General features: G+C 56.2%; 5 protein-coding genes, 2 tRNA genes, 6 rRNA genes and 2 pseudogenes (1 of these 15 running past the window's edge). 10 read left to right on the forward strand and 5 right to left on the reverse strand.

Translation table 11 applies throughout. From position 1 onward, the window contains the following. The 8 genes from AC3B5Q_RS00590 to rrf (AC3B5Q_RS00625) all read left to right on the forward strand — a co-directional run. A 23S ribosomal RNA gene (locus tag AC3B5Q_RS00590) occupies window positions 1-363 on the forward strand; it begins 2,530 nt to the left of the window's first position. A 130-nt stretch (window positions 364-493) separates the two neighbouring features. Next, window positions 494-609: ribosomal RNA gene (gene rrf / locus AC3B5Q_RS00595) — 5S ribosomal RNA — on the forward strand. 448 nt (window positions 610-1,057) lie between these two features. Then, window positions 1,058-2,594, forward strand: a 16S ribosomal RNA gene (locus AC3B5Q_RS00600). Between the two features lie 77 nt (window positions 2,595-2,671). Beyond that, window positions 2,672-2,748, forward strand: a tRNA-Ile gene (locus AC3B5Q_RS00605). Between the two features lie 6 nt (window positions 2,749-2,754). Then, window positions 2,755-2,830, forward strand: a tRNA-Ala gene (locus tag AC3B5Q_RS00610). A 234-nt stretch (window positions 2,831-3,064) separates the two neighbouring features. Beyond that, window positions 3,065-5,957, forward strand: a 23S ribosomal RNA gene (locus AC3B5Q_RS00615). 130 nt (window positions 5,958-6,087) lie between these two features. Continuing rightward, window positions 6,088-6,203: ribosomal RNA gene (gene rrf, locus AC3B5Q_RS00620) — 5S ribosomal RNA — on the forward strand. 109 nt (window positions 6,204-6,312) lie between these two features. After that, window positions 6,313-6,428 (forward strand): 5S ribosomal RNA (gene rrf / locus AC3B5Q_RS00625). Together the 16S, 23S and 5S rRNA genes with 2 tRNA genes alongside form the textbook arrangement of a ribosomal RNA operon. Window positions 6,429-6,494: 66 nt before the next feature. On the opposite strand, the pseudogene AC3B5Q_RS00630 reads toward rrf (AC3B5Q_RS00625), so the two are convergent. The 3 genes and pseudogenes from AC3B5Q_RS00630 to AC3B5Q_RS00640 form a co-directional block, all read right to left on the reverse strand. Next, window positions 6,495-6,842: pseudogene (locus AC3B5Q_RS00630) on the reverse strand (TonB-dependent receptor domain-containing protein); the annotation flags it as partial. 38 nt (window positions 6,843-6,880) lie between these two features. Then, window positions 6,881-7,020 (reverse strand): annotated as a pseudogene (locus tag AC3B5Q_RS00635) (sigma-70 family RNA polymerase sigma factor); the annotation flags it as partial. 155 nt (window positions 7,021-7,175) lie between these two features. After that, window positions 7,176-7,865, reverse strand: coding sequence for a GntR family transcriptional regulator (locus AC3B5Q_RS00640; RefSeq protein WP_021785128.1), 690 nt, complete (start codon window positions 7,863-7,865; stop codon window positions 7,176-7,178). A 203-nt stretch (window positions 7,866-8,068) separates the two neighbouring features. Here AC3B5Q_RS00640 and lapG point away from each other — a divergent pair, with 203 nt between their 5' ends. After that, window positions 8,069-8,830 (forward strand): cysteine protease LapG, encoded by a 762-nt coding sequence (lapG, locus tag AC3B5Q_RS00645; RefSeq protein WP_172402884.1) that lies wholly within the window; start codon window positions 8,069-8,071, stop codon window positions 8,828-8,830. A 10-nt stretch (window positions 8,831-8,840) separates the two neighbouring features. Beyond that, entirely contained in the window at window positions 8,841-10,787 is a 1,947-nt protein-coding gene (gene lapD, locus AC3B5Q_RS00650) for a cyclic di-GMP receptor LapD (RefSeq protein WP_275967408.1), read from the forward strand. A 156-nt stretch (window positions 10,788-10,943) separates the two neighbouring features. On the opposite strand, the gene AC3B5Q_RS00655 is transcribed toward lapD, so the two are convergent. Both AC3B5Q_RS00655 and AC3B5Q_RS00660 read right to left on the reverse strand, forming a co-directional pair. Continuing rightward, window positions 10,944-12,320 (reverse strand): HlyD family type I secretion periplasmic adaptor subunit, encoded by a 1,377-nt coding sequence (locus AC3B5Q_RS00655; protein WP_021785125.1) that lies wholly within the window; start codon window positions 12,318-12,320, stop codon window positions 10,944-10,946. After that, entirely contained in the window at window positions 12,310-14,466 is a 2,157-nt protein-coding gene (locus AC3B5Q_RS00660; RefSeq protein ID WP_021785124.1) for a type I secretion system permease/ATPase, read from the reverse strand. Before AC3B5Q_RS00660 ends, AC3B5Q_RS00655 begins: the two co-directional genes overlap by 11 nt. Between the last annotated feature and the right edge of the window lie 367 nt (window positions 14,467-14,833).

The raw sequence follows: 14,833 nt of genomic DNA on the forward strand, positions 1-14,833 counted from the left end.
AGGGTATGGCTGTTCGCCATTTAAAGTGGTACGCGAGCTGGGTTTAGAACGTCGTGAGACAGTTCGGTCCCTATCTGCCGTGGACGTTTGAGATTTGAGAGGGGCTGCTCCTAGTACGAGAGGACCGGAGTGGACGAACCTCTGGTGTTCCGGTTGTCACGCCAGTGGCATTGCCGGGTAGCTATGTTCGGAAGAGATAACCGCTGAAAGCATCTAAGCGGGAAACTTGCCTCAAGATGAGATCTCACTGGGATCTTGAATCCCCTAAAGGGCCGTCGAAGACTACGACGTTGATAGGTTGGGTGTGTAAGCGCTGTGAGGCGTTGAGCTAACCAATACTAATTGCCCGTGAGGCTTGACCATATAACACCCAAGCAATCTGCTACGCAGATTGTGGTGGTGAAGACGAAAGACCCGAAAATTCGTAAGACCACAAATATCGCATATCCGGATTCGCTGGGCTGTCCATCTGGACATTCTGGCTACAGAATTTCTTGACGACCATAGAGCATTGGAACCACCTGATCCCATCCCGAACTCAGTAGTGAAACGATGCATCGCCGATGGTAGTGTGGGGTTTCCCCATGTGAGAGTAGGTCATCGTCAAGATTCATTTCGCAAAACCCCTATCTGCACATGCAGGTAGGGGTTTTGTCTTTAAGTAGAAGCTCATGCTTCGTCCTGGTTGGCCGCAAGGTTAGCCAGCTGTAGTTAAAAGGTGGTTGACAGTGTTTTTGAATGCTGTATTATTCACCTCCCGCGACGAGAGATCGAAGCGAGTTAAGTGTTTGAAGCTAAACGAGTTTCTCGCAAAAACTTCAAAATAAACGCTTGACAGGCTCTGAGGAAAGCGTAGAATGCGCGCCTCGGTTGAGACGAAAAGCTCTTAACCAAACGCTCTTTAACAAATCGAATCAAGCAATTCGTGTGGGTGCTTGTGAGTACGGACTGATAGTCAAAAAGATTATCAGCATCACAAGTGGCCATGCGAGAAATCACATAGTCATTTGAGATTGCTGAGCCAAGTTTAGGGTTTCTTAAAAACCCAAGCAGTATTGAACTGAAGAGTTTGATCATGGCTCAGATTGAACGCTGGCGGCAGGCCTAACACATGCAAGTCGAGCGGATGACGGGAGCTTGCTCCTTGATTCAGCGGCGGACGGGTGAGTAATGCCTAGGAATCTGCCTGGTAGTGGGGGACAACGTTTCGAAAGGAACGCTAATACCGCATACGTCCTACGGGAGAAAGCAGGGGACCTTCGGGCCTTGCGCTATCAGATGAGCCTAGGTCGGATTAGCTAGTTGGTGGGGTAATGGCTCACCAAGGCGACGATCCGTAACTGGTCTGAGAGGATGATCAGTCACACTGGAACTGAGACACGGTCCAGACTCCTACGGGAGGCAGCAGTGGGGAATATTGGACAATGGGCGAAAGCCTGATCCAGCCATGCCGCGTGTGTGAAGAAGGTCTTCGGATTGTAAAGCACTTTAAGTTGGGAGGAAGGGCAGTAAGTTAATACCTTGCTGTTTTGACGTTACCGACAGAATAAGCACCGGCTAACTCTGTGCCAGCAGCCGCGGTAATACAGAGGGTGCAAGCGTTAATCGGAATTACTGGGCGTAAAGCGCGCGTAGGTGGTTTGTTAAGTTGGATGTGAAAGCCCCGGGCTCAACCTGGGAACTGCATCCAAAACTGGCAAGCTAGAGTACGGTAGAGGGTGGTGGAATTTCCTGTGTAGCGGTGAAATGCGTAGATATAGGAAGGAACACCAGTGGCGAAGGCGACCACCTGGACTGATACTGACACTGAGGTGCGAAAGCGTGGGGAGCAAACAGGATTAGATACCCTGGTAGTCCACGCCGTAAACGATGTCAACTAGCCGTTGGAATCCTTGAGATTTTAGTGGCGCAGCTAACGCATTAAGTTGACCGCCTGGGGAGTACGGCCGCAAGGTTAAAACTCAAATGAATTGACGGGGGCCCGCACAAGCGGTGGAGCATGTGGTTTAATTCGAAGCAACGCGAAGAACCTTACCAGGCCTTGACATGCAGAGAACTTTCCAGAGATGGATTGGTGCCTTCGGGAACTCTGACACAGGTGCTGCATGGCTGTCGTCAGCTCGTGTCGTGAGATGTTGGGTTAAGTCCCGTAACGAGCGCAACCCTTGTCCTTAGTTACCAGCACGTAATGGTGGGCACTCTAAGGAGACTGCCGGTGACAAACCGGAGGAAGGTGGGGATGACGTCAAGTCATCATGGCCCTTACGGCCTGGGCTACACACGTGCTACAATGGTCGGTACAGAGGGTTGCCAAGCCGCGAGGTGGAGCTAATCTCACAAAACCGATCGTAGTCCGGATCGCAGTCTGCAACTCGACTGCGTGAAGTCGGAATCGCTAGTAATCGCGAATCAGAATGTCGCGGTGAATACGTTCCCGGGCCTTGTACACACCGCCCGTCACACCATGGGAGTGGGTTGCACCAGAAGTAGCTAGTCTAACCTTCGGGAGGACGGTTACCACGGTGTGATTCATGACTGGGGTGAAGTCGTAACAAGGTAGCCGTAGGGGAACCTGCGGCTGGATCACCTCCTTAATCGACGACATCAGCCTGCTGATGAGCTCCCACACGAATTGCTTGATTCATTGTCGAAGACGATCAAGACCCTATATAGGTCTGTAGCTCAGTTGGTTAGAGCGCACCCCTGATAAGGGTGAGGTCGGCAGTTCAAATCTGCCCAGACCTACCAATATGCGGGGCCATAGCTCAGCTGGGAGAGCGCCTGCCTTGCACGCAGGAGGTCAGCGGTTCGATCCCGCTTGGCTCCACCACTTGCTGTACCTTGATCAAACTCAGAAATGAGCATTTGTATCGAATGTTGATTTCTGACTTTTGTCAGATCGTTCTTTAAAAATTCGGATATGTGATAGATATAGACTGAACACCAGTTTCACTGCTGGTGGATCAGGCTAAGGTAAAATTTGTGAGTTCTGCTCGAAAGAGCAACGTACGAATTTTCGGCGAATGTCGTCTTCACAGTATAACCAGATTGCTTGGGGTTATATGGTCAAGTGAAGAAGCGCATACGGTGGATGCCTTGGCAGTCAGAGGCGATGAAAGACGTGGTAGCCTGCGATAAGCTTTGGGGAGTCGGCAAACAGACTGTGATCCAGAGATCTCTGAATGGGGGAACCCACTCAGCATAAGCTGAGTATCTTGTACTGAATACATAGGTGCAAGAGGCGAACCAGGGGAACTGAAACATCTAAGTACCCTGAGGAAAAGAAATCAACCGAGATTCCCTTAGTAGTGGCGAGCGAACGGGGACCAGCCCTTAAGTTGATTTGAGATTAGTGGAACGCTCTGGAAAGTGCGGCCATAGTGGGTGATAGCCCCGTACACGAAAATCTCTTATCAATGAAATCGAGTAGGACGGAGCACGAGAAACTTTGTCTGAATATGGGGGGACCATCCTCCAAGGCTAAATACTACTGACTGACCGATAGTGAACCAGTACCGTGAGGGAAAGGCGAAAAGAACCCCGGAGAGGGGAGTGAAATAGAACCTGAAACCGTATGCGTACAAGCAGTGGGAGCCTACTTTGTTAGGTGACTGCGTACCTTTTGTATAATGGGTCAGCGACTTATATTCAGTGGCGAGCTTAACCGAATAGGGGAGGCGTAGCGAAAGCGAGTCTTAATAGGGCGTTTAGTCGCTGGGTATAGACCCGAAACCGGGCGATCTATCCATGGGCAGGTTGAAGGTTAGGTAACACTGACTGGAGGACCGAACCGACTACCGTTGAAAAGTTAGCGGATGACCTGTGGATCGGAGTGAAAGGCTAATCAAGCTCGGAGATAGCTGGTTCTCCTCGAAAGCTATTTAGGTAGCGCCTCATGTATCACTGTAGGGGGTAGAGCACTGTTTCGGCTAGGGGGTCATCCCGACTTACCAAACCGATGCAAACTCCGAATACCTACAAGTGCCGAGCATGGGAGACACACGGCGGGTGCTAACGTCCGTCGTGAAAAGGGAAACAACCCAGACCGTCAGCTAAGGTCCCAAAGTCATGGTTAAGTGGGAAACGATGTGGGAAGGCTTAGACAGCTAGGAGGTTGGCTTAGAAGCAGCCACCCTTTAAAGAAAGCGTAATAGCTCACTAGTCGAGTCGGCCTGCGCGGAAGATGTAACGGGGCTCAAACCATGCACCGAAGCTACGGGTATCATCTTATGATGATGCGGTAGAGGAGCGTTCTGTAAGCCTGTGAAGGTGAGTTGAGAAGCTTGCTGGAGGTATCAGAAGTGCGAATGCTGACATGAGTAACGACAATGCGAGTGAAAAACTCGCACGCCGAAAGACCAAGGTTTCCTGCGCAACGTTAATCGACGCAGGGTTAGTCGGTCCCTAAGGCGAGGCTGAAAAGCGTAGTCGATGGAAAACAGGTTAATATTCCTGTACTTCCAGTTATTGCGATGGAGGGACGGAGAAGGTTAGGCCAGCCTGGCGTTGGTTGTCCAGGTTTAAGGTGGTAGGCTGAAATCTTAGGCAAATCCGGGATTTCAAGGCCGAGAGCTGATGACGAGTTGCCTTTAGGCGACGAAGTGGTTGATACCATGCTTCCAAGAAAAGCTCCTAAGCTTCAGATAACTGGGAACCGTACCCCAAACCGACACAGGTGGTTAGGTAGAGAATACCAAGGCGCTTGAGAGAACTCGGGTGAAGGAACTAGGCAAAATGGCACCGTAACTTCGGGAGAAGGTGCGCCGGCGAGGGTGAAGGACTTGCTCCGTAAGCTCATGCCGGTCGAAGATACCAGGCCGCTGCGACTGTTTATTAAAAACACAGCACTCTGCAAACACGAAAGTGGACGTATAGGGTGTGACGCCTGCCCGGTGCCGGAAGGTTAATTGATGGGGTTAGCGCAAGCGAAGCTCTTGATCGAAGCCCCGGTAAACGGCGGCCGTAACTATAACGGTCCTAAGGTAGCGAAATTCCTTGTCGGGTAAGTTCCGACCTGCACGAATGGCGTAACGATGGCGGCGCTGTCTCCACCCGAGACTCAGTGAAATTGAAATCGCTGTGAAGATGCAGTGTATCCGCGGCTAGACGGAAAGACCCCGTGAACCTTTACTATAGCTTTGCACTGGACTTTGAATTTGCTTGTGTAGGATAGGTGGGAGGCTTTGAAGTGGGGACGCCAGTTCTCATGGAGCCATCCTTGAAATACCACCCTGGCAACTTTGAGGTTCTAACTCAGGTCCGTTATCCGGATCGAGGACAGTGTATGGTGGGTAGTTTGACTGGGGCGGTCTCCTCCCAAAGAGTAACGGAGGAGTACGAAGGTGCGCTCAGACCGGTCGGAAATCGGTCGTAGAGTATAAAGGCAAAAGCGCGCTTGACTGCGAGACAAACACGTCGAGCAGGTACGAAAGTAGGTCTTAGTGATCCGGTGGTTCTGTATGGAAGGGCCATCGCTCAACGGATAAAAGGTACTCCGGGGATAACAGGCTGATACCGCCCAAGAGTTCATATCGACGGCGGTGTTTGGCACCTCGATGTCGGCTCATCACATCCTGGGGCTGAAGCCGGTCCCAAGGGTATGGCTGTTCGCCATTTAAAGTGGTACGCGAGCTGGGTTTAGAACGTCGTGAGACAGTTCGGTCCCTATCTGCCGTGGACGTTTGAGATTTGAGAGGGGCTGCTCCTAGTACGAGAGGACCGGAGTGGACGAACCTCTGGTGTTCCGGTTGTCACGCCAGTGGCATTGCCGGGTAGCTATGTTCGGAAGAGATAACCGCTGAAAGCATCTAAGCGGGAAACTTGCCTCAAGATGAGATCTCACTGGGATCTTGAATCCCCTAAAGGGCCGTCGAAGACTACGACGTTGATAGGTTGGGTGTGTAAGCGCTGTGAGGCGTTGAGCTAACCAATACTAATTGCCCGTGAGGCTTGACCATATAACACCCAAGCAATCTGCTACGCAGATTGTGGTGGTGAAGACGAAAGACCCGAAAATTCGTAAGACCACAAATATCGCATATCCGGATTCGCTGGGCTGTCCATCTGGACATTCTGGCTACAGAATTTCTTGACGACCATAGAGCATTGGAACCACCTGATCCCATCCCGAACTCAGTAGTGAAACGATGCATCGCCGATGGTAGTGTGGGGTTTCCCCATGTGAGAGTAGGTCATCGTCAAGATTCATTTCGCAAAACCCCTATCTGCACATGCAGGTAGGGGTTTTGTCTTTAAGTAGGAACTACAGATATTCGCAGGCGCGCCCGAAGGACGAGCCAGCACACAGAATTTCTTGACGACCATAGAGCATTGGAACCACCTGATCCCATCCCGAACTCAGCAGTGAAACGATGCATCGCCGATGGTAGTGTGGGGTTTCCCCATGTGAGAGTAGGTCATCGTCAAGATTCAAACCCAAAGCCCCTGTCTGCGATGCAGACAGGGGCTTTGTCTTTTATGGGTTTCAATATCGGTTAGAACTGATAACTGGCCGTGGCGCTCACATTGCACTCTTTACCCATGTAGCAGTAGTTCAGGCTGACACATGAGGTAATGTAGCGTTCATTGGTAAGGTTGTTGGCGTTCAAGCGCACATCCACACCTAGCAGGACGACCAGGCCCAGGTCATAGCCGATCGAGGCGTCCAATAGGGCGTAGGAAGGCACCTTCATGCTGTCCCCCACTTCTCGCCCCCCCGCCCAGCCGCAGACCATCCAGGGCCCCTAGCGGCAGTCGGTTCAGAGCGTGAGCATCTGTTTCGGCGCCTGAGTAGGCGAATTACCCTTGTCGCCCAGCACCAGGCTCGGCAATAACTTGGAATACCTGCTGCCGTCGGCCAGCTGAGGCTCACGCGACAGGGTATAGCCAGTCCTCGCGCTACAGCGCGTAAAAAGGCAGTGGGTGCATTCAGCTGCAATTGTTCAAGCGTTTTAGCAAGCTCACGGAGGTGTACTGGGCCAAATCTGCCGTTTCGGCTGTGTTGCAGAGCCAAGTATGCAACCAGCCATGGTGGTCACTTCAGAGCGTTTGCACGGACTCGTTGCTGGGCATGGGGAGGGTGCAGGCATCCGTGCGCATGAATGATATGTAGTCTCATTTTTTGCAGGCAGTACTAATTTGCAATCCATCAATTCGCGCGTAAGGCCGGTATCAGGCTAACGCCCCACGTGCGTATCCAGGTAATTGCGGATCACCCGTGCCCCGCCATTGAGGTGCTGTTCCAGCACCGCCACAGCGTCGTCCACCAGCTTGTCGCTGGCCGCATCTACCAGTGCGTTGTGATCGTCCTGAGTCAGTTTGCCCAGGCCCATGGACGAAAGATGGAAACGCAGGAAGCGTTCTTCCTCGTTCAGTTCGTTCTCGATAAGGCGCAGTAGTTTCTTGTTCGGCGCCTTGCTGTACAGCGCCATGTGGAACAGGCGGTTGAGGCGGCCAATTTCGGCGTGGCTGGTCTCGTTCTCCAGTTGCTGGATAAACCCGCGGGCGCTGGCGATGTCGCTGGCATCAAGCAGCGGGATAGACTGGCGTAGCGCCTCGCTCTCGAGCAATACGCGAAGGGCATAGGTGTCAACCGCGTCCTCGCCGATCAGCGGCGCAACTACGGCGCCCTTGTGCATCTCTACATTCAACAGGGATTGCGCTTCGAGCTGGCGCAGGGCTTCGCGCACAGGCATGCGGCTGACGCCGTACAACGTGGCGAGCTCTTGTTGGCGAATCGCGGTACCAGGGGGCAAGCGACCATCGAGAATGGCGCTGCGCAGGCGTTCTTCAATCGCGCCACGGGCCTGATGCGGCAACAACTGCTCGCTGGCCAGCACATCACTCAATTTGATTTTCTTGGCCACGCTACGCCTGCCTCAACGATGACTATATTGGATCCAATAACGCTAGTAACAGCTTGTGAGGGTGTCAAACCTGCACCCACACTGGTACGGGCGCCCCAAAAGCGCGGCTATGGTGGAGGAAGTCGCACGTCAAAGAAAGCTGCCTATAGAAAGATGTAAGTAGAAAGTATAGGTGGGCTGACAGCCGGGTGCGTGATTGCAGGTTGCCATTGTCTTTTGCTGTGGCAGGCCCCACCATCGCTGCTTTCGACTGGTCTGAACAGGGCTTCGCAGTGGCGATATCCTGCTTGCTCAAAACCGTTGTGCGACATGTCGGCTTTGCCGCGCTGCTGGGCAGTCTTCTGCTGGGCGGCTTGCACGCGGATTGGGATTTCTCCCAGATCAGCCGCAAGTCGCAGGCCCTGTACGGCCCACTGGGTGCCGGACAAGGCCGCATCGATGCCTGGCAGAACCTGATGGCCACGCAGAAGCAGGGTACTGAGCTTGAACGGTTGCAAGTGATCAACCGCTTCTTCAACCAGCAATTGCGTTATGTCGAGGATATCGATCTGTGGCATGAGGTCGACTACTGGGCCACACCTGTGCAGGCACTGATCAAAGGTGCAGGGGACTGCGAGGATTACGCTATTGCGAAATATTTCAGCCTTCGGCGCATGGGAATCCCCAGCGAAAAACTGCGCATCACCTACGTCAAGGCGCTGCGGCAGAACCGGGCACACATGGTCCTGACCTATTATTCAAGCCCACAGGCCCAGCCTTTGGTGCTTGACAGCCTGATGGATGCCATCAAGCCGGCAAGCCAGCGTACTGACCTGCTACCGGTGTACGCCTTCAATGGTGAGGGGTTATGGCTGACGGGCGCAGCAGGGAACAAGAAGGTTGGTGATACCAAGCGGCTGTCACGCTGGCAGGATTTGTTGAAGAAAATGCAGGCCGAAGGGTTCCCGGCCGAGCCGGTTTACTGAAGGAGCACAGATGTCACTGTTCAAACAATTGCTGTTGGCCATTTGCCTGTTCCTGGTAGTCGCCTTCAGTGGCAGTTTCATGGTCAGCCTGGAAAGCTCGCGCAGCCAGTACGTCAACCAGTTGCGCTCGCACGCTCAGGATGCGGCCACTGCGCTGGCGCTTTCGCTGACGCCGAATATCGACGACCCAGCGATGGTCGAGTTGATGGTCAGCTCGATCTTCGACAGTGGTTACTATGCAAGCATCAAGGTTGTCGACCTGGCCTCCAATGCCGTGCTGGTGGAGCGTCACGCCGAGCCAGACCCTGGCGGTGTCCCGCTTTGGTTCGTGCACCTGATCGGCCTAGAGGCCGCCGGCGGCGATGCAATCGTCAGCCGTGGCTGGCAACAGGCCGCGCGCGTTGAAGTGATCAGCCACCCGATGTTCGCCATTGCCAAGCTTTGGCAAAGTGCCTTGGGCAGCCTCGGTTGGTTGCTGTTGTGCGGTGCGGCCAGTGCCGTGCTCGGTGCCTTGTTATTGCGCCGTCAGTTGAAGCCACTGGACTACATGGTCGAGCAATCCCACGCCATTGCCCGCCGCGAATTCCTCAGCCTCCCAGAGTTGCCACGCACGCCGGAGCTACGCCGCGTGGTGCAAGCGATGAACCAGATGGTCGAGAAGCTCAAAGCCCTGTTCACCGAGCAGGCCGAGCGCAGTGAACGGCTGCGGGCGGAGTCCTATCAGGACAGCCTGACCGGGTTGTCGAACCGCCGCTATTTCGAAATGCAGCTGAACACTCGGGTAAGCAACCTGGAAGACGCGCGCGCCGGCTACCTGCTTTTGTTGCGGGTTCAGGGCCTGGCCGGCCTTAACGCCCGCCTTGGCGGCCAGCGTACTGACCAGTTGTTGCAAGCGGTAGGTGAACAGCTGCGCCGTACTTGTGCCAGCTACCCAGAAACCAAAGACCTCATTTCCCGCAGCCGCGGCGGCGAGTTTGCAGTGCTGGCACCGGGCATGGTGCATGAGGAGGCAGTACAGCTTGCCCAGGCTCTGGAGGCAACGTTGCAGAGCCTGCACGAAACAGGTGCCAGTGATATCGACCCGGTGGCATGTATAGGCCTGGCGCCATTCAGCCCTGGTGATTCACCGCAGGCGTTGCTGAAGCTCGCCGACGAGGCTCTGGCCCGCGCTGAGAACCAGCCAACGCCAGGTTGGGTATGCCTTGAGCAAGGTGTTGCCGCGGTTGCTGCGGACAGCCAGCATGCCTGGCACGAGCGGCTCGATCAGGCGTTTATCAATGGGCATTTCGAACTGTTCTTCCAGCCCGTGATGGATTGCGCTTCCTCGCAACAGATACTGCATCACAAAGTCATTTCGCGTTTGCAGGATGGCCAGGGTGAAGCCTTGCCGGCGGGCCGCTTCCTGCCTTGGCTGGAGCGCTTCGGCTGGATGCCGCGGCTGGATGTGCTGGTGCTGGAGAAAGTGTTGGCGCACCTGCGAGGGCATGATCAGGTGGTGGCGTTGAACCTGTCCGCCGCCACCCTGGCCGACCCCAAGGCTCTTCAGCGCGTTTTCGAGCTGCTGGGCCAGAACGCGGCGCTTGGCCCGCGGCTGGTATTTGAAATTGGCGAGGAGCAGTTGCCTGAGCAGGCAGCATTGGAGCAACTCACCCGGCGCCTGCATGGGCTTGGCTTCGGCCTGGCGTTGCAACGCTTTGGCGGGCGCTTCAGCATGATAGGTAATCTGGCGCACCTAGGCTTGGCGTACCTGAAGATTGACGGCAGTTACATCCGCAACATCGATCATGAGCAGCACAAGCGGCTGTTCATCGAAGCGATACAGCGAGCGGCGCACAGCATCGACCTTCCGCTGATTGCCGAGCGAGTCGAGACGGAAGGGGAGCGGTTGGTGTTGCAGGAGATGGGAGTGGGCGGGATTCAGGGGCAACTGGTGGGTGAGCCTGCGCCCTGGCGCTGAACGTCTTTTCGTGCCCCGCCGTAGAAGCGACTTAGAGCCGGAAAAGGGCCGCGGAACGGCCCCAGGATTCACGTAGCGATACACGGGGCCGCTTGTGCAGCCCCGTCGCGATACAAGGCCGCTCCTGCAGCAATGGCGAAACCAGCAGGCCGGCTATCACCGCTCGCGCAGCGCTTCCGAGCGCGCTTTCATGATCGGCTTGAGCAGGTAGCTCATGATGGTCTTCTTGCCTGTCATGATATCCACCGTCGCCACCATCCCCGGGATGATCAGCAGTGGCTTCTCGTCAGTCCCCAGGTGGCTGCGATCAGTGCGCAGCTTGATCAGGTAATACGTAGTCTTCTTGTCTTCATCGGTAATGGTGTCGGCGCCAATCTGCTCCAGCTTGGCCTTGAGCCCACCGTAGATGGTGTAGTCATACGCGGTGAACTTGACCGTCGCTTCCTGGCCAGGGTGCAGGAAGGCGATGTCTTTGGGCAGGATCTTAGCCTCGATGACCAGCGTGTCGTCCAGTGGCACGACTTCGATGATATCGCTGCCTGGCTGGATTACCCCGCCAATGGTGTTCACAAGCAGTTGCTTGACGATACCTCGCACGGGCGAAGTGACCAGTGTGCGGTGCACCCGGTCGTCCAGCGCTTTGCTGGTGGCAGTAGCCTTGTTCAGTTCGGTGCGTGCCTCGTTCAGTTGGGTCAGCGCTTCACTTCGAAACTTGCCACGAGTCTCTTCGATCTTGCTTTGCACCTCGCGGATGGCCGCCTCTGCGCGTGGGATCGCCAGCGCAGTGGAATCCAGCTGACCGCGGTTTTCCACTTCAGCACGGCGCAGGCGCAGCACTTCAACCTGGGAAATCGCGCCGGTTGCCACTAGCGGTTCGGACATACTGATTTCCTTGCGCAGCAGCGCAAGGCTGTTGGCGTACTGGGTGCGCTTGGAACTGTATTCGCGCAGTTCCTGCTGGCGTTGGACCAACTGCTCTTGCAGGCCGCCAATTTCGTCCTGCAGTTGCTGGCGCCGGCTCTGGTACAGCGACTCTTCATTGGCCGCCTGGTTTGGCGCGGCTTTACGCAGCTTCTCGTCGATTACCAGCGGGATGTCCTGGACCTCGGCACTCAAGCGTTCGACCCGCAGGGCCATGGCCAGGCGGTCAGCCTCGGTTTCACCTACGTTGGAGGCGAAGCGGGTTTCATCCAGGCGCAGTAATGGCTGGCCCACTTCGACGATCTGCCCCTCCTTGGCGAAGATTTCGGCAACGATTCCGCCCTCCAGGTTCTGGATCTTCTGCACCTTGGAAGACGGAATGGCCTTGCCTTCACCCCGGGTAACTTCGTCGATGGGCGCAACGCTCGCCCATACGATCAAGAACACGAAGAACAGGATCACGCCCCAGATGGTCAGTCGAACCACCCGCGGCGCATCTTCGATCAGGGCTTTGTTTACCTCGGGCAGCGGCTGGCCGCCAAGCGAGTCGCTGCCTTTGAAATAGCGCCGCAGGCCGTCCTTGAACTGCCCAATATCCAGCTTATGCAACACTGATCTGCCCCTTCTTCAGTGCATCCATGACCGCGGCTTTCGGGCCGTCGGCGACAATCTGCCCGCGATCGATCACGATCAGCCGGTCTACCAGCGACAGTAACGAGGCACGGTGCGTGACCAGCAGTACCGTCTTGCCCTCTACCACCGCTTGCAGGCGCTGCTTGAGGCGTTCTTCACCGGTGTTGTCCATGGCGCTGGTCGGCTCGTCCAGCAGCAGGATCTGCGGGTTGAGCAGCAGCGCACGGCCCAAGGCGACGTTCTGCCGCTGTCCGCCGGACAGGTTCTGACCGCGTTCACCCACTTGCAGCTCGTAGCCGTCGGGGTGCAGCCGGGCGAATTCATGTACACCCGCCAGTTCAGCGGCCTGCAGGATCAGTTCGTCCTCGATGTAACGGGCGCCGCTGACCAGGTTGTCACGCAAGGTGCCGGCGAGCAGCTGAATGTCCTGTGGGACGTAGCCGATATTGTGGCGCAGTTCGCTGACATCGATCTGGCGAATGTCGACGCCATCGACCAGCAGCGAGCCACCGTCGGCCTCGTACAGGCCGACGATGAGCTTGGCCAGCGAGCTCTTGCCCGAGCCGCTGCGACCGATGATGCCGACTTTCTCGCCAGGGCGGATGGTCAGGTTGATATTCTTCAGGGCCAGGTTCTGCTGGTTCGGATAAGTGAAGTCGACCCCGCGGAACTCCACGCTGCCCTGCAGCACCTTGCGGCTCAGCGGGCGTTCTTCGAAGTTGCGCTCTTGCGGCAGATCCATCATGTGGTCGGTGGAGACCATGGTTACCTTGGCTTGCTGGTAGCGGGCGAGCAGGCCGTTGAGCTGGCCCAAAGGGCCGAGGGCGCGGCCGCTGAGCATGTAGCAAGCCACCAGGCCGCCCATGCTCAGGTTGCCATCTATGATCAGGTACACGCCGACGCAGATCATTGCCACGCCTGCCAGTTGCTGGATCAGCAGGGTGATGTTCATCGCCAGGCTCGACAGCACTTTCACGCGCAGTTCCAGGCGGCTCAGGGTGCCGAGGGTTTGCTCCCACATGTACTGGCGTTCGCTTTCGGCGTTGTTGACCTTTACCGCATCCAGACCTGCCAGGGTTTCGATCAGGCTGGACTGGCGCTCTGATGCCAACGCCATGGTCCGCTCCATGGTCGCCATCAGTGGCCGCTGCAGGGCGTAGCCGATACCCAGAGCCAGCGGGAAGGCGATGATCGGAATCCACACCAGGTGCCCGCCAATGATGGCGATGACGATCAAAATCAGGATGGTGAAGGGCAGGTCGATCAGGCTGGTCAGGGTCAGCGAGGCGAGGAAGTCGCGCAGGCCCTGGAACTCGTGAATGTTCTGGGCAAAGCTGCCGACCCGCGCCGGCCGGTACTTCATCGACATGCCGACGATACGTTCAAACAGCGTTGCCGAGATGATCAGATCGGTCTTCTTGCCGGCCAGGTCCAGGCACAGGCCACGCAGGCCTTTCAGGATCAGGTCGAAGATGTACGCGCCGGCGATACCGATGGCCAGTACCCAAAGCGTCGAGGTGGCCTGGTTTGGCACCACCCGGTCATACACGTTCATCACGAACAGTGGCGCGGCCAGGGCGATCAGGTTGATCACCAAGCTCGCGGCGATGGCGTCGATATACAACCACTTGCTGCGCAGCAGGGTGTCGCGGAACCACGACTTCGCGCGTGGGATGAGGTTGCCGTGGTTGACATCGAACTTGTGCTGAGGCTGCGCGAAGAATACTCGGCCGCTGTAGTCGCTTAGCAGTGCTTCGCGGCTGACGTGCACCTCGCCACCGTCGCTTTCGCTGAGTAGCAGGCGCGCGGTGTCTTCGTTCTCCCAGCCGAGCAGGACGGCGCTGCGGCCCTCCTTCAGCAAAAGCATGGCCGGCATGGCGATACTCGGGATCTGCTCCAGCTTTCGCTGAAGAACGCGCCCCTGCAGGCCGGCCCGGGCCGCGGCGCGAGGCAGCAGTTCAGGGCTCAGGCGCTGGGCGGGTAACGGTAGGCCTGTTGTCAGCATGACCCGGCTGGCGGGCTTCTGATGCAGGACACACAGGCTCAACAGACTATCCAGCAGGGGATCGTCATGCTGACTGCGTGGATCGTGGCTGAGTTGGACTCGACTGACTTCGGATTCCACGCGGCGCTCTCTTCATCCTTGTGGTGGGTAGGGGGTGTGCCGTCGTTAAGGTCAGGCCGGCTCACCCTGGCTCTCTTTGGTGCTGTAAAGCTGTGCTGATAAGGGGACTCACGCCCCGATGCTTAAGCAACTTGCCAATGGTCGCCTTGAATCGGTGTTGAGTAAACAATTCTACGTGCTTCATATGCACCATACGCAGTGGCGCAATGATTGTTTCATTTTTGAGCCAGCCATCATCCGGCTTGACGTCAACTGCAGCATAGCCTGCGACCCAGCGACGGGATGCAAGGGCTTAGGGTTTCAGCTTAGTTATTGTCAGTAAACAGGCGCTGGTTTGTTGGCGCAAATCTGTGGCTTGTTAGTCAAA

The sequence above is a fragment of the Pseudomonas sp. D5(2026) genome, from assembly GCF_057766845.1.